This is a genomic window from Burkholderia sp. BCC1640 (assembly GCF_902833125.1).
In the GTDB taxonomy this organism is placed as follows: domain Bacteria; phylum Pseudomonadota; class Gammaproteobacteria; order Burkholderiales; family Burkholderiaceae; genus Burkholderia; species Burkholderia diffusa.
Map to the genome: position 1 here is coordinate 90864 of NZ_CADFEF010000019.1, position 18201 is coordinate 109064.

The window sequence follows — 18201 nt, forward strand, 5'->3', positions numbered from 1 at the left end:
TGCCGACATTACCGCGATGCGTTCAGAGAAATTCCCTGCGGATGTCGATGCTCGACCGCTGCCCGATGTTTCCGTAGTGATGCGCGAGCCATGCATCGGCTTCGCGCCGCCCGTGATCGTGCAGTTCGCTGAGAAATGCCCAATCGGCGTTGTACTTGCTCGATACGCTCAACGCGCACATCGCGTCGTCGGCGCGAATCGAATGGATCAGCATTTCCTTCATCTCGCCGCGATCGATCGTGCCCTGCTGGATCAGGTCGGTGACGAACGCGATCGCTCGCATCTCGCGCATCAGCGACGAGTTGAAACTGATCTCGCTGATGCGGTTGAGGATTTCCGCGGCCGTGATCGGCACGCCGCGTCGCACGAGCGGATTGATGTGCACGATCACGACGTCGCGCGTCGCGCAGTTGTAGATGAGCGGATAGATGGCCGGATTGCCCATGTAGCCGCCGTCCCAGTAATACTCGCCATCGACCGAGACCGCCTGGAACAGTGTCGGCACGCATGCTGATGCCAGCACCGCGTCGGCACTCACATCCTCGCCCGTGAAGAGGCGTATCTTCCCCGTCTCGACGTTGGTCGCGCACAGGAACAACCGGATCGGACAGTGCTTGCGCAGCGCGCCGAAATCGACGTGGCTTTCGAGCACTTCGCGCAGCGGATTCAGGTTGTTCGGATTGAACTGATAGGGCGAAAAGACGCGCAGCATCATGTCGGCGAACGCATAGAGCGGCGAGTGATCGAGCCCGAAGCTGTGCGTGCCCTTGAGCCAAGGCACCCAGCGCAGCGGGTTGTAGTGCTCCGCCGATCGCGCGACCGCCTGCCAGAAGTCGTGCAGCGCCTGACGCGCACCGTCTTCGCCGCCTTGTTGCAGCCCGTACGCGAGTACGGCGGCGTTCATCGCGCCGGCGCTGGTTGCACTGACACCCTCGATTTCGAGCCTGCCGTCCTCGAGAAGCCGGTCAAGCACGCCCCAGGTGAAGGCACCGTGCATCCCGCCCCCCTGCAAGGCCAGCGCGATCTGCTTGCGCGGCAGATCGTTGCGGCGTCGTGTGTGCGTGATCGTCATGCCCGCCTCCTTGGTTCTTCGCTATACGGAACAATGGCAAGTCATGGACGGTGCGTCGTCACGCGATAGGTCGTCGTGCGCCGCCGGTCCGTTCATCCTGTGCGCGCGTCCAGTGCATCCAGCAGCGCTTTCGCCTCTCGCAGGTCGCGCGTGTCGAAGCCTTCCGTGAAACTGGCGTACACGTCGGCCAGCGCCTGCCTTGCCTCCACGGTCTTCCCCTGCCGTTGCAACAACCGCGCCAGATCCGACGCTGCTCGCAATTCCAGTGCTCTGGCACCCTGCCCGCGCGCTCGCGCGATCGCCCGATGAAAACAGTCAACCGCTTCGTCATCGCGTGCGGCGGCAGCCCGCTCCTCGCTCGCCGTGCCGGCCAGATAAATTCCCTTGAGCCGGTACAGCTCCGCCTCGTAGCAATGCTCGCCGGAGTGCTCGACGATCGTCGTTGCCTCTTCCAGCATGTCCAGGGCGGCCCGCTCGTCACCCGCGCGCCAGCAACTGTCGGCGAGCAACGCGAGACAATAAGGCCGCTGATCTTCGCCGCCCGCTGCCCGCTGCGCGTCGAGACCCAGCCGCATCTGCTCGATGCCGTCCTGGATGTCACCTTGCGCGCTCATCGACCAGCCTCGCAAAAGCGTCCCCCACGCGAGCCAGTACGGCAATCCGTGCTCGGTCGATACGGCAATGACCGCTTCCGCGCGCTCGGCGGCAAGCATCGGCTCCCGCCTCAGTTGATGCAAGTGCGCCGTGTAGGTCAGACTGAACGCCAGCGACGGCCCATAAGAAAGGCTCCGTGCGAGCGCAAGTGCTTCGACGCTGCGCTTGAGCGCCTGGTCGGGATACCCCTGAATCCACAAGGTCAGCACAAGGAAACTGAGCGCCCGGATACCGGGATCCACGCCGTGTGCGAACACATGCGCCTGATGCTGCTCCGGATCGTAGATCGCAAGGGCCTGTTCCAAGTGTGCGCGAGCCGTGCCGAAATCACCCTGCAGAAAGAAGCACGAGCCCAGTGCGCTGTGCGCCTCGATGAGGAAGCCTGGATCGTTCGCATCCCTTGCGGTTACGAGCATCTGCTTGCCGAGATCGGTCGCGAGTGCGTACTCTCCGCGCACCACGTGGTACATCCGCAATCCCAGCTGTGTCGCAAAGCGCTGCGATGCCTCGCCCGTGCGATCGCACAACTCGAGCGCGCGCGTATAGGTCGCGCCCACCTCCGTCGCACCATACCCGCGCACGTCCATCAGGACCGGCCCGAGGGAAAGCAGCAAAGTCAGTTCCCAATGCGCACGCATGGGTGTATCCGGCAGACCCTTCAGCAACGCAAGCGCCGCTCCCAGGTGATTCATCGCATCGTGATGGGCGGCATGGCGCAGCGCCTGCTGCGCCGCGCGATGCAGGTATTCGACAGCCTTGGGAATGTTCCCGCTCTGACCGTAGTGGTGCGCAAGCTCGCTGCAGTAATCGGCGATGCGTGTCGGGAACAGCGTCTCGATCGCCTGCGCGGTGCGCTCGTGCAGCGTGGTGCGCCGCTCCGTCAGCAACGAGCGCCCGGCCACCTCCTGGGTCAGCGCGTGTTTGAACGAGTAATTGACTTCGGGAAACGCGGGGCGCTCGTAGATGAACTCCGCTGCCTCCAGGTGGGCGAGCTGACGACGAAGTTCGTCGTCGCGCGCCGGCTCCTCACCGCAGATTCGCCGGATCAGACTGAACGGGAACTCGTGACCAATCACCGCGAGCGCCTGCAGCAGTTCCTTTTCCTCGATGGGGAGGCGATCGATCCGGGCAGCCAGCACGCCCTGCACGGTGGTGGGAATATGCAGCGTCGCCGGGGTCTCGACGATGTGATAACGCCCGGCATCGCCGAGCAGCGATTTCTCTTCCACAAGCGTCTGGACCACTTCCTCCATGAAGAACGGGTTGCCCTCCGTCTTCTCCAGAATGAGCTGCTTGAGCGGCACGAGCGTGCGATCCTCGCCGAGCAGAACCGTCAGCAGTCCTTGCGCATCGGACGGGCCAAGCGGTTCGAGCCGGATCCTGCTGCAATGATCCGCGCCGGCCCATTCGGGCCGATACTCGGGCCGGTAGTTCACGAGAAGCAGGATGCGTGCGTCCGGCACGTGGTCGATCAGGTAGGTGAGGAACGCTTCCGTTTCGCGGTCCAGCCATTGCAGATCCTCGAACAGCAAATGGACCGGCTGATTCTGGCTCTCTCGCACGAGAAGCTGCCTGATCGCGTCGAAGGTGCGGTCGCGCCGGATCTGCGGATCCATGTCGACGAGTACCGACCCGCCCTCGCCGATTCCCAGCAGATAGAGGACGTAGGGCACGAGGTCTTCGAAACTGCGCTCGAGCGCGAGCGCCTTGCCGATGACCTTTTCCCGGCAACGCCGCTCGTCGTCCTGCGTCGTGATCTGGAAATAGTTCTTCAGGAGTTCGATGAGTGGCAGATTGGGAAACGCCTTGCCGTGCGAGACCGAGAATGTCTCCAGCACCAGCGCGCCACGTCGCGAGCGCTCCTTGAACTCGTGGAAAAGACGAGACTTCCCGACACCCGCCTCCCCGACGACGCCGACGACGCGCCCATGCCCGCTCCTCATTGCCTCCAGCGCGCGGTTCAGATGCTCCATTTCCGTCTCGCGACCGACGAACCGTGCGAGACCGCGATGTGCCGCCAGTTGCAGGCGCGTGCGCAACGCACCCAGGCCGAGCACCTCGTAGACGCATAGCGGCGCGGGAATTCCCTTGAGTTGTGTCGCGCCCAGCGCCTTGAACTCGAAATAGCCTTCGGCGAGCTTGTGGGTAGACTCGCTGACGAGAATCGATGTGGGCGCGGCGATGCCCTCGATCCGCGACGCGATGTGGATCGTATGCCCGAGCGGATCGTATTCGGTGTGCAGGTCGACGGTGCGGATGGAACGGACGACGACCTCGCCCGTATGAACGCCGACGCGAATCTGCAGAGGAATGCCTTCCTGCAAACGAATGCGGTCGCCATGCTGCCGCATCGCCTGCTGCATGCGCAATGCGGCGAACAGCGCGCGCTGCGCATGGTCTTCGTGGGCGATCGGTGCGCCGAACAGCGCGAGGATGCCGTCGCCGAGCGATTTCGCGACGTACCCCTCGTAATAGTGGACCGCTTCCATCATCAGCTCGACCACGGGCACGATCAGGCGATGCGCCACTTCGGGATCGAGATCGTGAATCAATGCGGTCGACCCGGCCATGTCGGCGAACAGCGCGGTAACGGTCTTGCGCTCGCCGGCGGGCTCGCCGCGCGCTTCCATGGCGGCGTGTTCGGCCCGGATCCGCTCGGCAAGATGATCGGGCGTGTAATGAATCGGGGTGACCGGCGGTTCCCGGACCGACGGTCGGGCAAACGACGGCGCGGCGGCGGGCGGTGCCAGCGACGCTCCGCAATTGCTGCAGAAGCGGGCCGCCGGCGCTGCCTCATGCCCGCATTGCGGACACGTGCGGGACAGCGCGGCCTGACATTCCTGGCAGAACCTCGCACCGGGAGGATTCTCGGACCCGCAAATGGTGCAGCGCATAAAACCCTCTTCCAGCCAAGGGTCGACCTCAAAACATTATGCGCCACTCTCTGCGGAGAATCAGGGCGGCAAGCGTGTTCGTGCGTGCCGACAGGGGAAGAACGAATGGCCAGACAGCCTTTACATCCCTACATCTTCCCCGCCAGATGAAACCGCGACGCCGGATGCCACAGCCTGACCGACGTGGCGACGTGCTCGCCGACCCACGTGCGGCGCCTCAACACAAGACACGGCTCGCCGATTTCCATCACGAGATGCCGACGCACCTGCGCATTGGGTTTCTCTGCATAGATCCGGAACTCCGCGTGCTGGATCGGCGCCAGTCGCACCATGTAGTGGTTCGGCGTCTCGAGCGTGAAATCCTGCTCCAGATAGGCGGGAAACAAGGCCGGATTGACGTAGCGATCCTCGAACTGGATCGGCTCGTCTTCCTCGAAATGCACGATGCGTGAATGAAACACGGGCCCGGACCGCAGCCCGAGCGCCTCGATCGCGTCCGGGTCGACGCTGCGCTCGATCAGCAGCACGCGCGCGCTGTGCCGATGACCGCGTTCGGCAATCTCGTCCGCGATGTTGCGGATTTCCAGCACCGTCGATTCGTAATGCCGGCGCTCGACGAAGGTGCCCGCACCCTGGATGCGGGTCAGCACGCGTTCGGCCGTCAGTTCCCGCAGCGCGCGCGACACGGTCATCCGGGCCACGCCGAATTCCTTGACCAGTTCAGCCTCGGTCGGGATCGCGCCGCCGGGTTTCCAGTCGCCCTTCGCGATCCGCTCGACGACGTAGCGCTTGATCTGTTGATAGGCCGGCAATGCGCGCGCCGGCACGGCATCGCCCAATGCCCTCGCCGGTCGTGCGGAAGGTTGTCGTTCCGTTTCGTTCATGCGCCCTCGACCGAATGAATGTTGGATGATCCGCCAGTCGCCGCCCGACGCTACCGCAGCGACGGCGGTTCGCCCGCGACGATGCCGGCGGCGATCGCGATGTCGTCCGCCAGCGGCCGGTCGTCGTGGTAGGCCGGCACGCGTTCGCGCACATATCGCCACAGCGCATCGGTCGACGAGGCGGGCGCCGCTCCGTTCGCCTGCAGATCGTATGCCTGCGCGGCGGCAAGCAGCTCGATCGCGAGCACGCGCGTCGCATTCTCGATGATGTCGAGCGCCTTCAGCGCGGCCGGCGTCGCATGACACAGGTGATCCTCCTGCAGCCCGGACGTGATGCCGCCGTCGAGGCTCGCCGGCGCCGCGAGTCGCTGGTTCTGCGCGACCAGCGCGACCGCCGTGTACTGCGCGATCATGAACCCCGAACACGTGCCGCCCGGCGCCGCGAGAAACGCCGGCAGCCCGCTCACGAGCGGATTGACGAGACGATCCAGCCGCCGCTCGGCGATAGCCGCCACTTGCGCCATCGCGGCCGCGAGGCTGTCCATCGCCAGCGCGATACCCGCGCCGACGGCATGCGCCTGCGAATGAACGGCCGGCGCGTCGCGCGTTCCGGCAACGATCGGATTGTCGGTGACGGACGCAAGCTCGCGATCGACGACTTCCGCCGTCACCGCGAACACGTCGCGGGCCGCGCCATGCACGTGCGGAATCGTGCGCAGGCTGAGCGGATCCTGCGTATGCCGGCCGCTCGCCGCTGCAAGCATCGCGCTGTCGGCAAGCATCGTCCGCAAGCGCGCGCCGACGTGCCCGATGCCGGGCGAAATCCGCAGCGCGAGCGAGGTCGGATCGAATGCCGCGAGCTGTCCGCCGAGATTCTCGAAGCTCGTCGCCGCGATCCAGTCGGCCCAGTCGAGCAGCCGTTCCGCGCGGGCGAGCGCGAGCGCGGCGAGCCCCGTCACGCACGGCGTGCCGTTGACCAGGCTCAGCCCCTCCTTCGCGCCGAGCACGAGCGGTTTGCGGCCGACGCGCCGCAGCGCCTCGTCGCCGCGAATGCGCTCGCCGCGATGGCGTGCATGGCCGTGCCCGATGCAGACGAGCGCGACGTGCGCCATGTGGGTCAGATAACCGACCGAGCCGTGCGCCGGCACCTCCGGCAGGCAATCGTGCTCGAGCAGCGCGACGAGCTGTTCGACGACATCGGCATGCACGCCCGAATGCCCGTGCGCGAAGTTGTTGATCGCGGCCGCGATGATCGCGCGCGTTTCGGCCGCGCCGAGCGGCATGCCGACCCCGACCGCATGGCTCATCAGGATGTTGCGCGACAGCGTGCTCTGCTGCGCCGGCGACACGATCACGTCGCACAGCGCGCCCACGCCAGTATTGACGCCGTATGCGCGAATCCCGCGCGCGACGATCTCGTCGACGAGTTCGCGTGCTGCGACGACACGCGCGCGTGCGTCGTCGGTCAGCGCAAGCGGCTCGCCTGCCGCCACTGCCGCAACCTGTCGCCAGTCGAGCGGCCGTGCCGCACGGAATACGGTCATGGCAGCCTCAGTTCGATGTGCGGTCGTGATGGCTCGACACGAATTGCCGGAAACGCTCGGAGCACTGGCCGCCGAACAGATCGTCGGGCGTGCCGTCCGAGTCGACTTCGCCCTGATGCAGGAACATCACGCGATTCGATACGTGACGTGCGAAGCCCATTTCATGCGTGACGACCAGCATGGTTCGCCCTTCCTCCGCGAGCGAACGCATCACACGCAGCACTTCGCCGACCAGCTCCGGATCGAGCGCGGACGTCGGTTCGTCGAACAGCATCACCTTCGGATGCATCGCGAGCGCGCGAGCGATCGCGACGCGCTGCTGCTGACCGCCCGACAGGTGCGCCGGATAGTAGCCGCGCTTGTCGGCGAGGCCGACGCGCGCCAGCAGCGCCTCTGCCTCCTCGACCGCTTCCGCGCGGCTGCGCTTTTGCACGCGCAGCGGCCCTTCGACGAGGTTGTCGAGCACCGTCATGTGCGACCACAGGTTGAAGTTCTGGAAGACCATGCCGAGCTGGGAGCGGATCCGGTCGACCTGTCGCCGGTCGCTCGGATGCAGCTTGCCGTCGCGCGCGCGCTTCATCGCGAGCGTTTCCCCGCCGAGCGCGACGGAGCCGTCGTCAGGTGTCTCGAGCAGGTTCAGGCAGCGCAGGAACGTGCTCTTGCCCGACCCGCTCGCGCCGAGGATCGAGATGACGTCACCCTCGTGCGCGTCGAGCGAAATGCCTTTCAGCACATGATGATCGCCGAACGACTTGTGGATGTTCTTGACCGACAGCGCGACGGGAGCAGCGGTGTTCATCGGATTCTCCTGGAAAGGATGGGGACGCTCAGGATGCGACGCGCCGAGGATTGCGCGTCGCCGCGACGGACGCGCCGGACGGCTTGGGCGCGCGCAGGTGCCCGGAGAGTCGCCATTCGAGCGCGCCGAGCAGGCGTACGACGATGAAGTTCAGGGTCAGATAGATGACGGCAGCGCAGGCGAAGACCTCGGTCGTCCGATAGGTTTGCTGAATGATCTGCTGCGCGACACCCGTCACTTCCCATACCGTGACGAGGCTGGCCAGTGCGGTCGACTTGACGAGCAGCACGGCCTCGGTCGAGTACGCGGGCAGGCACTGGCGCAGCGCGATCGGGCCGATCACGCGCCGCAGCAGCGCGAAGCCCGACAGCCCGATCGAATAACCGGCCTCGATCTGCCCGACCGGCACGGCCATCAAACCGCCGCGCAGGATTTCGGCCGTGTAGCCTGCAGTACACAGCGCGAGCGACAGCACCGCGCACACGTACGGCTCGCGCAGCAGCGGCCACATGAAGCTTTCGCGGATCACGCCGAACTGGCCGAGCCCGTAATACACGAGGAACATCTGGATCAGCAGCGGCGAGCCGCGAAACACGAGGATGTAGCCACGCGCGAAGCGGTTCGGCAGCCAGTGCGGCGACACGCGCATCGTGACGATCACGAGCGACAGCAGGCCGCCGAGCACAAGCGACGCGAAGAACAGGCCGAGCGTGGTCGGCACGGCCGCGAGCAGCTGGCGCAGCGTATCGAAGAGAAAGTCGAAATCGATGGACATGCACGTTCTCCGTCAGTTGCGCGCGAAATTGCGGCGGAACGACCGGCCGACGATCGCTTCCGCCCGGTTGAACACGCGGTTCGACAAGCCCGTCATCAGCAGATACAGCGCACCGCCCGCAACGAAGAACACGAAGTACTGGTGAGTCGAATTGGCGGCGATCTGGCTCGTGCGCAGCAGCTCGGCGAGGCCGGTGACGGAGATCAGCGCCGAATCCTTGAGGCTCAGTTGCCACACGTTGCCGATGCCGGGCAGCGCGAAGCGCAGCACCTGCGGAATCAGGATGCGGCGCAGCACCATGCTGCTCGGCATGCCGATCGCGCGCGCCGCCTCGAGCTCGCCCTTCGACACCGCGAGCACCGCCGCGCGATACACCTCGGCCTGATAGGCGCCCGAGATCATCCCGACCGCGAGCGCGCCGATCACGAACGGCGGCACGCCGATGAAACCTTCCGCGCCGAACCACTGGCCGACGGCCGTGACGAGCGTCGAGCCGCCGAAGTAGAACAGATAGATGACGAGCAGTTCCGGCACGCCGCGAAACACCGTTGTGTACAGGTCGCCGAGCAGGCGAGCGCTGCGGTGGCGGGACAGCTTCGCCGCCGCGATCGCCGCGCCGATCACGGCGCCGACCGCGAGCGCGGCGAGCGTCAGCGCGACCGTCATCAGCGCGGCGAGCAGCAGCACACCGCCCCAGCCTTCGGTTCCGAAGCCGAGCATTTCAAGAATCGCCATGCGTGCCTCCCGGCAAGCGTTGAGTCAATCTGCAGGATGCGTGCCGCCGCGCGTCGTTCGAATCGCTCACGCGGCGGCAGCCGAATGCGCGCTTACGGCGTGACGTCGGTCTTGAACCACTTGTCGGCCAGCTTCTTCACCGTGCCGTCCGCGAGCGCCGCGCCGATCGCCGTGTCGAACTTCGTCTTCAGATCGGCATCCTGCTTGCGGAACGCGAGACCTTCGCCCGGCCCCCAGATCGGCCCGCCGAGCTTCGGCCCCGCGAGCACGATCGACGCGTTGTCCTTCTTCGTGTTGTTCGCCGCGTAGTACGTGACGTCGTCGAACGACGCGTCGATGCGCCCGGCGACGAGGTCGAGATCGCGCTCGGGCGAGGTCTTGTACACGCGAATCGACGCGATGTCCTTGAAGCTGTCGTTGATGAACTTCGTATAGACGGTGCCCGACTGGATACCGATCGTCTTGCCCTTCAGCTGCTTGCGCAGCGCATCGACGGTGGACTTGTCGGCGTTCGCGTCACCCGTCAGCTTCACCATCGGCGCGCCAGGCGCGGCCTTCGGCAGGATCTTGGTATCGGTGACGGCGAACGTCGCGGGCGTCGCCGCGTACGGACGCGAGAACAACAGGATCTTTTCGCGCTCCGGCGTGATGGAAATCGCATCCATCAGGATGTCGAACTTGCCGGCCTGAAGGCCGGGAATCATCCCGTCCCAGTCCTGCGCGACCATGTTGCACTGCACCTTGATCCGCTCGCACACGTTGGCGAGCAGCTCCGGTTCGAAACCGCCCAGCTTGCCGCCCGGCAGCGTGAGGTTCCACGGTGCGTAGCCGCCTTCGAGCGCGACCGTCACCGTCTTCCATTCCTTTGCCTGCACCGGTGCGGCGAGCGTTGCCGCTGCTGCCGCGATGACGCCGATCGTCCTGATTGCCCACTTGATGCGCTTGCCGTTCACGAGAGTTCTCCTTGCGTTGAAGTGCGTCATCCCTTCGGTGCAGCAAGCCGCCTCAGGAATTTGTCTATACAAGCACGCAAGAAGAAAAACAGCGAGACAAGCAGCGATCAAAAAAAACCGTGAAAACGCGGGAAATCCCCTAATTTAGGGGCTCTGGCGTGCCTCGTTGCGGGGAATTCAGGCACGCAGTTGGTGCATGCCGGACGATCCAATCGGCAGGATGACTAGACAAATCCTGAATTCGATCGCACGGCACATGAAGAGGGAACCCCCGCCGCAGCGGGCAAACACGCGGCTAGGTGACCACGCCAACCTGCCAGGGCACGAATTCGTTCTGGCCGTAGCCGTGCAATTCGCTTTTCGAGCGATTACCGGACGCGCAGTCGAGCATGCGCTGGAAGATCGTGGCGCCAAGCTGGTCGACACTCGACGTGCCGTCGATCACGCCGCCGCAATTGATATCGATATCGTCTTCCTGACGCATCCACAGCGCGGTATTCGTCGCAAGTTTCAACGACGGCGCCGGCGCACAGCCGTACGCCGAACCCCGCCCCGTCGTGAAGCAGATCAGGTTCGCGCCCGACGCGACCTGCCCCGTCGCCGACATCGGGTCGTAGCCTGGAGAATCCATGAAAACGAGGCCGCGCGCATCGATACGCTGCGCGTATTCGTATACGTCGACGAGATTCGTGGTGCCGGCCTTCGCGATCGCGCCGAGCGATTTCTCGAGGATCGTCGTGAGCCCGCCCGCCTTGTTGCCGGCCGACGGATTGTTGTCCAGCGCCGCGCCGTGACGTGCGCAATAGGCTTCCCACCACGCGATGCGCGCGAGCAGCTTTTCGCCGACGTCGCGGCTGACGGCACGCCGGGTGAGCAGATGCTCGGCGCCGTAGATTTCGGGCGTCTCGGAAAGGATCGCCGTGCCGCCCTGCCGCACCAGCCGGTCGACGGCCGCCCCCAGCGCGGGATTCGCCGAGATGCCCGAGTAGCCGTCCGAGCCGCCGCACTGCAGCCCCACCACGAGATGCGCCGCCGGCATCGCGACCCGCACCGCGCGGTTCGCGTCCGCGAGCATGTCCGTGACCATCGCGATGCCGCGCTCGATCGTCCTGCGCGTGCCGCCGCTCTCCTGGATCGTGAAGTGGCGCAGGCGCGCGGCATCCGCATGCCCGCCTTCGCGCAGCACGTCGCCGATCTGGTTGGTCTCGCAACCGAGGCCGATGAACAGCACCGAGTGGAAATTCGGATGCGCGGCGTAGCCCGCCAGCGTGCGCCGAAGGATCGCGATTCCGTCTCCCCGCGAATCGATCCCGCAGCCGAGCCCGTGTGTGAGCGCGATCACGCCGTCGATGTCCGGATAGTCGGCCAGCGCGCCCGGGTTCACCTCTCGCCGGAAATGATCGGCGATCGCACGCGCCACCGTGGCGGAGCAATTTACACTCGTCAGTATGCCGATGTAATTGCGCGTCGCGATCCGTCCGTCGTCGCGGCGAATGCCCATGAACGTCGCCGGCGTGTCGTCGAGACGCGTCGGACTCGCGGCGGCGCCGAACGCGTGCTCGCGCGCGAACTCGGCCATGCCGAGGTTGTGCACGTGCACATGCTGACCGCGCGCGATCGTCTCGCGCGCGACGCCGATGATCTGGTTGTAGCGCCTGACCGGCTCGCCCTTCGCGATGTCGCGCACGGCGACCTTGTGACCCGGCGGAATCAGCCCGGACACAGCGAGCGACTCGGACGCGATCAGGTCGCCGGACACGAGCTGCCGCGTCGCGATCACAACGTCGTCGTTCGGATGCAGGCGGATCGCGACCGGCCCGGTGACGGAAAAGGACATGACAGTGATCCTGGATTGAAGATGGGTTGATCGGCGCCGGCAAGCCGCCTTGCGGCGCGCCGGCGAACGCTTCAGCGATGCGAGCCGGCCCGCGCGCCGCCCGGCGCGCTTTCCGCGCCCGCGTGCCCCATGCCGCGCAGCGAGCGCAGTAGCAGCACGCTGACGAAACACAACGCGGCCACCACCACGAAGCCGGTGCGCGAATCGTGCGACGCCGCATCCGCGAACGCCTTGATCTGCGGCGACACGAAGCCGCCGAGATTGCCGATCGACACGATGAACGCAATGCCGCTCGCGGCGCCCGTCCCGCCGAGATAGCGCGTCGGCAGGCACCAGAACACCGGCTGGCACGCGACCAGCCCCGGGATCGCGATGCAGAAGGCGAGCAGCGCCAGCACCGGCGTGTTGATCACGGATATCGATGCGAACGCGAGAATCCCGACCGTCAGCATGCCGGTCGCGACCTGCAGATGGTTGTCGTGACGATCCGCGAAGCGCGTCGCGACGATCATCGCCGCAATCGTGCACAGCCACGGAATCATCAGCAGCAATCCGATTTTTCCATCGATCTGGGTGCACATCGTCGCGGCGAATTTCGACGGCAGGTAGAACGCGAGCGGCGCATTGCCGATCTGGATGCAGAAGTACGCGGCAATGAAGGTCAGCACGCAACGGTCCTTCAGCACGCCGAACACCGTCGCGGACAGGTGTCGCGATTTCGCGCGCTCTTCCGCGTCGAGCGTGTCGCACAATGCGCGCTTCTCGTCGTCGGTCAGCCAGCGCGCGTCTTTCGGCCGGCTCGTCAGGTAGAAGAACGCGATCACGCCGACCACGGTCGCCATCAGCCCCTCGACCAGATACATCCATTGCCAGTTCCGCAGACCGAACATGTCATGCATCTGCAGCAGGAAGCCCGACAGCGGATTGCCGATCAGCATCGCGATGGGCACGCCGAAGTAGAACAATCCGAGCGCGCGGGCGCGCCCCTTCGCGGGAAACCAGTAGGTCAGATACAGGATGATCCCGGGAAAGAATCCGGCCTCCGCCGCGCCGAGCAGGAAGCGGATCGTATAGAACTGCGTCGGCGTATGCGCGAACATCATCGACGCCGAGACGAGCCCCCACGTCACCATGATCCGGCTCATCCACACGCGTGCGCCGATGCGATTCATGATGAGGTTGCTCGGCACTTCGAACAATGCATAACCGATGAAGAAAATGCCGGCGCCGAATGCGAATGCCGCATCGCTCAAGCCCGTGTCGGCCTGATAGGCGAGCTTCGCGAAGCCGACGTTCGCGCGATCGATGAAGGCCAGCGCGTACATCAGCGTGAGGAACGGCAGGAGCCGGATGGCGGCCTTCCTGACCGCCGTGGCAAGGTGCTGCGATTGCTGCGGATCGTGATTCATCGTTGTCTCCGGTTCGGTTCTTATCGTGATGCCTGTTCGATTACGCTCGCCATTCGGGCCCGTCCGGGTACGCGAATGCATCGAGCGAAGCCGGCTTCATCGTGACGCCGTAACCCGGCGCCTCCTGCGGCATGTAGCGCCCGCGGCGAATCACGATCGGCGCCTCGAAATGCTCGTGAAGATGGTCGACGTATTCGAGCACGCGCCGCTCCAGCGAGCCCGACACTGCGATGTAGTCGAACATCACGATGTTCTGCGAGTACTGGCACAGGCCGACACCGCCGCCGTGCGGACACACCGGCACGCCGAACTTCGCGGCCGTCAGCACAACGGCGAGCACTTCGTTGAGCCCGCCGAGCCGCGCGGGATCGAGCTGGCAGAAATCGAGCGCGCCGGCCTGGAAGAACTGCTTGAACATCACGCGGTTGTGCGCATGCTCGCCGGTCGCGACACCGATCGGCCCGATCCGCTGCCGGATCGCCGCATGACCGAGAATGTCGTCCGGGCTGGTGGGCTCCTCGATCCACCACGGATCGAACCGCGCGAGCACCCGCATGTTCGCGACCGCCTCGTCGACGCCCCAGTTCTGGTTCGCGTCCATCATCAGCTTGCGCTCCCAGCCGAGTTCTTCGCGCAGAATGCGTGCACGCCGCACGTCCTGTTCGAGATCCGCGCCGACCTTCTGCTTCAGGTGGGTCCATCCGTCCGCCACCGCGGCGCGTGCGAGCGCGCGCATCTTCTCCTCGGAATAACCCAGCCAGCCGGCCGCGGTCGTGTATCCGGGAAAGCCGTGCTCACGCATCTCCCGCTCGCGCTGCGCCTTGCCCGGCGCGGCCCGGCGCAGCATCGCGACGGCCTCGTCGCGCGTCAGCACGTCGTCGATGTACGTGAAGTCGATGCAGTTCACGAGTTGCTCGGGCGGCATGTCGACCAGGAATTTCCAGACCGGCTTGCGCGCCGTCTTCGCCCAGAGATCCCAGATCGCGTTGATCAGCGCGGCCGTCGCAAGATGCACGACGCCCTTCTCCGGGCCGACCCAGCGCAACTGGCAATCGCCCGCGACCATTTCGTGCCAGTACGCGCCGAAATCGGCCGTGATCTCGTCGAGCGACCGGCCGATCACGAACAGCTTCGCGAGCGCGTGCGCCGCCTCGACGCACAGCTCGTTGCCGCGACCGATCGTAAACGTCAGCCCGTGCCCGCGAAGACCGTCGCCAGCATCGGTGACGAGCGTCACGTAGGTCGCCGAATAGTCGGAGTTGCCGTTCATTGCATCCGAGCCGTCCATGCTCCTGGACGTCGGAAAGCGAATGTCACGTACCTGCACATCGATAATGCGTGTCGTCATCGTTGCGTGTCTCCATTCCATTTCATTTGATTTCACTTCGCCGGGTGCCGGCCCGCACGCCCGCTCACCCGAGCGCCGCGATCAGGTACGGCTGCGCGACCGGCAGCTTCAGCGCGCGCGCCATGTCGACCACCGGGCGCAGACGCCGTGTCTTCTTCATGTCGTGATTGCCCGCGATATCGGCCAGCCGGTGCGCAAGGAACGGGTTCAGGAAGCGGTCGCGCACCTCATCGAGGTAGGCCAGCGCCGCGTCGCGCTCGCCGAGCGCATCGAACACCGGCATCACCTCGTCGCTCCACACCTCCTCGAGCGGCGTGCGGTACGCGGGATCGTCCATCGCCGCGCCAACCGTCATGTCAGGCGCGCCGCCGCGCGTGCGCCATTGCTCCGCGAGCACCGTATGCCCGAGATTGAGCAGCAGCAGCTTCAGGCGCTCGTAGCGTTCGAGATCGTCGGTCACGACGATGTCCGGGTGCTCGCACGGCAGCGTCATCCCCGCCGTGCGCCGCACCGCCCACAACGCATACGGTTCGGCGATCGCGCCGACCGGGTGAATCGGCTCCGACACGATCCGGTCGACGAGCGAGTTGACCCACACGCAGCCGTCGATCAGGTAATCGACGAACGCCGCGTCCGCGCGCCAGCCCCGCGCGACGGCGATGACCAGGTCGCGCAGCGTGTCGCCATTGCGCGCGACGAGTTCGCACGGCAGCAGCGTGACGGCCGCCCCGCCCGCGCGGAACCGCTCGTGCAACAGCACCGCGAGCTTCGCCGCGAAACCGCGCGGCGCGCGGTGGCCGGCCAGAAGCTCGGCCCCGTCGTCGCCGAACAGCGCATAGCCGCTGTCGCCGGTGTTGGACACGATGGTCCGGACCTCGCCTGCGACGCGCTCGCGCAACCTCGTCCAGTCGTCCGCCGCATGCAACGCTTCCGTGATCGCCGTGCACTCGACCTCGCGATCGATCGTCTCGCCGTGCCGCCGGCCGCGAATCCGCACCGGGTAGCGCCCGCTCGCGCGCAACGCATCGATGCGCGCGCGGCTTTCCGCGCTCGACGTCGTCTGCACCACCGTGATCGCGCCGAGCGCGCGGCCGGCGGCCAGCGCTTCCGACACGAACAGGTCGACGTGCGCCTGGAGGAAGCGGCTGGTGCCGAACTGCAGGACCGGATTGCCCATCGGTTCGCGCTCCGCGTTCAGCATTCGACGAGTGCCTTGATCACGCCGGCGTCCGGTTCGAGGAGTTCCGCGAACCGGTCGGGCAGGTCCGCGAGCGTCAGCGCGTGCGTCTTCAGCGCGTCGGTCGGCACCCGCCCCGCACGCATTGCGTCGAGCACCGTTTCGAAATCGGCCGGCGTCGCGTTGCGGCTCGCGAGCAGTGTCGTCTCGCGCTTGTGGAATTCCGGATCGGAGAACGAAATGCGGCCCTTCACGAGCGAAATCAGCACGTACTTGCCGCCGTGCGCGACGAAGTCCAGGCCGCGCTCCATCGCCGCGAGATTGCCGGTGGCATCGAACACGACGTCGAAGAATTCGCCGCCGGTCAGCGCCGCGAGGCGCTCGACGTCGGCGCCCGCCCCGCTCGTGTCAAGCGGCACGGTGGCGTACGCGCCCAGCGCCGTCGCGCAAACCGCCAGCCGGTCCGCGCGGCCGTCGAGCACACTGACCCGCGCGCCGCGCAGCGTGGCGAAGATCAGCGCGGCCATGCCGATCGGCCCCGCGCCGACGACCAGCACGCGTTGCCCGGACCGGACCTCGGCCCGCGCAACCGCGTGCGCGCCGATCGCGAGGAATTCGATCATCGCGGCCTGGTCGAGCGTGACGCCGTCGGCCGCGAACACGAAGGCCTGCGGCACGGCGAGGTATTCGACCATGCCGCCGTCGGCGTGCACGCCCAGCACCTGGATCCGGGTGCAGCAATTGGTCTTGCCCGCACGGCACGCGACACACGTCCCGCACGACAGATACGGCATCACGTAGACCTGATCGCCGGCCTTGACGCGCGCGCCCGCCGGCGCCGTCTCGACGACACCGGCCAGCTCGTGCCCCATCACCCTGGGATAGGCGAGGTATGGCTGGTTGCCGGTGAAGATGTGCATGTCGGTACCGCATACGCCGACCCGCTTCACGCGGATCAGGACATCGTCGGGGCCTGCGGCCGGCACCGGGCGCTCGGCAACGACCAGACGGCCGGGTTCTTCACAAATGACGGTTCTCATCGGTATCTCGGTAATGGATGAAACAGGATGGTACGGCGCATGCCATTGCCAAATTGGCCTGACCACACACAGGCTATTGGTCTGGCCACTATTGGTCAAGCCAATCACCGAGATATTAAGGAAAATCCCTAGAAGGCATGGTGGCACGCGCGTATCGTGTGGTTCGAATACCTCTGCCTTGCCTCTTCGTTATTGAACATCATGCGGAATCGACAGACATCCTGAAGGACTCGACGCTTGGTAAGGCCAATTTACCCGCCCAGCTTCTTACGACGTCGGGCGACGCCATCGACGCCTCACAAATTGGTCAGGCCATTCAAAGTGCAGTAGACTGATCGCTTCGGAACAGACATCCGCGGAACGCGGCAAGGGGGAGCATTGCTGGACCAGTTCAAACAGGTGGATACACGCCGCCTGTATCAGCGCATCGCCGACCAGATTCGTTCGCTCATCGAAGAGGGGCGGTTCGCCGACGGAGAACGCCTGCCGCCCGAACGGGATCTGGCTCAGCAGCTGGGCGTATCACGCCCGTCGGTTCGCGAGGCGCTCATTGCGCTGGAGATCGAGGGCATCGTCGAAGTCCGGATGGGCTCCGGCGTATTCGTTTGCCCTCCCGCGAAGGCGTCGCATACCGCGGTGACACCGCTGGGCGAAAATCCGATCGAACTGACGAGCGCCCGCGCCGCGCTGGAAGGCAGCGTCGTCGAACTCGCATGCGCACATGCGACGCCCGAACGGCTGGCGCCGGTGCGCCGCGCGGTCGAGGCGATGCGGTCCGCCATCGCGGAAGGCCGATCCCCGCTGCAGCACGATCGCGAATTTCACGTCGCGATTGCAGCGATGACCGGCAATTCGGTGCTGGTCAGGCTGGTGGGCGAGCTGTTCGACGGACGCCACAGTCCGATCTCGTCGCGCGTCAGCGCGCGCACCGAAAGCAGGCAGACATGGGCAAAGGCGTTCGACGAACACGAGTCCATTCTTCACGCGCTGGAAAACGGCGAGGTACTGATGGCCCAGGCGGCCATGCGCACGCATCTTTACGCATCGCAACGACGCTGGCTGGAACAGGAGCGAAACTGA

Annotated in this window: 14 protein-coding genes; 1 reads left to right on the forward strand and 13 read right to left on the reverse strand. The window is 65.8% G+C overall.

Going from position 1 to position 18201, the window contains the following annotated elements:
• Positions 1-22 precede the first annotated feature (22 nt).
• The 13 genes from HWX25_RS21055 to HWX25_RS21115 all read right to left on the reverse strand — a co-directional run bounded on the left by HWX25_RS21055 (position 23) and on the right by HWX25_RS21115 (position 17121).
• Positions 23-1072 carry a patatin-like phospholipase family protein gene (locus HWX25_RS21055; RefSeq protein ID WP_059817219.1) on the reverse strand — a complete coding sequence of 350 codons (1050 nt, stop codon included), beginning with the start codon at positions 1070-1072 and terminating at the stop codon, positions 23-25.
• Between the two features lie 92 nt (positions 1073-1164).
• Positions 1165-4620 carry an adenylate/guanylate cyclase domain-containing protein gene (locus tag HWX25_RS21060; RefSeq protein ID WP_175910226.1) on the reverse strand — a complete coding sequence of 1152 codons (3456 nt, stop codon included), beginning with the start codon at positions 4618-4620 and terminating at the stop codon, positions 1165-1167.
• A 128-nt stretch (positions 4621-4748) separates the two neighbouring features.
• Positions 4749-5504 (reverse strand): histidine utilization repressor, encoded by a 756-nt coding sequence (gene hutC / locus HWX25_RS21065; RefSeq protein WP_059525795.1) that lies wholly within the window; start codon positions 5502-5504, stop codon positions 4749-4751.
• A 50-nt stretch (positions 5505-5554) separates the two neighbouring features.
• Positions 5555-7048, reverse strand: coding sequence for a histidine ammonia-lyase (hutH, locus tag HWX25_RS21070; RefSeq protein ID WP_175910229.1), 1494 nt, complete (start codon positions 7046-7048; stop codon positions 5555-5557).
• Positions 7049-7055: 7 nt separating this feature from the next.
• Complete coding sequence (locus HWX25_RS21075; protein ID WP_175910231.1) at positions 7056-7847, reverse strand: ATP-binding cassette domain-containing protein; 792 nt, start codon at positions 7845-7847, stop codon at positions 7056-7058.
• Between the two features lie 28 nt (positions 7848-7875).
• Positions 7876-8622, reverse strand: a complete 747-nt coding sequence (locus HWX25_RS21080) for an ABC transporter permease subunit (RefSeq protein WP_175910233.1) — start codon at positions 8620-8622, stop codon at positions 7876-7878.
• Positions 8623-8634: 12 nt separating this feature from the next.
• Positions 8635-9357: an ABC transporter permease subunit gene (locus HWX25_RS21085; protein ID WP_175910235.1), complete on the reverse strand. Its 723-nt coding sequence runs from the start codon at positions 9355-9357 to the stop codon at positions 8635-8637.
• A gap of 92 nt (positions 9358-9449) precedes the next feature.
• Positions 9450-10310: a transporter substrate-binding domain-containing protein gene (locus tag HWX25_RS21090; RefSeq protein WP_175910316.1), complete on the reverse strand. Its 861-nt coding sequence runs from the start codon at positions 10308-10310 to the stop codon at positions 9450-9452.
• Between the two features lie 295 nt (positions 10311-10605).
• Positions 10606-12147, reverse strand: a complete 1542-nt coding sequence (locus tag HWX25_RS21095) for an altronate dehydratase family protein (protein ID WP_175910237.1) — start codon at positions 12145-12147, stop codon at positions 10606-10608.
• A 71-nt stretch (positions 12148-12218) separates the two neighbouring features.
• Positions 12219-13556, reverse strand: coding sequence for an MFS transporter (locus HWX25_RS21100; protein ID WP_175910239.1), 1338 nt, complete (start codon positions 13554-13556; stop codon positions 12219-12221).
• Between the two features lie 40 nt (positions 13557-13596).
• Positions 13597-14904 carry an enolase C-terminal domain-like protein gene (locus HWX25_RS21105; RefSeq protein WP_175910241.1) on the reverse strand — a complete coding sequence of 436 codons (1308 nt, stop codon included), beginning with the start codon at positions 14902-14904 and terminating at the stop codon, positions 13597-13599.
• 64 nt (positions 14905-14968) lie between these two features.
• Entirely contained in the window at positions 14969-16081 is a 1113-nt protein-coding gene (locus tag HWX25_RS21110) for a mannitol dehydrogenase family protein (protein WP_175910243.1), read from the reverse strand.
• Positions 16082-16098: 17 nt separating this feature from the next.
• Positions 16099-17121 (reverse strand): zinc-binding alcohol dehydrogenase family protein, encoded by a 1023-nt coding sequence (locus HWX25_RS21115; protein ID WP_175910245.1) that lies wholly within the window; start codon positions 17119-17121, stop codon positions 16099-16101.
• Positions 17122-17499: 378 nt separating this feature from the next.
• Between HWX25_RS21115 and HWX25_RS21120 the strand changes: the two genes are divergently transcribed.
• Positions 17500-18201: a FadR/GntR family transcriptional regulator gene (locus HWX25_RS21120; RefSeq protein ID WP_175910247.1), complete on the forward strand. Its 702-nt coding sequence runs from the start codon at positions 17500-17502 to the stop codon at positions 18199-18201.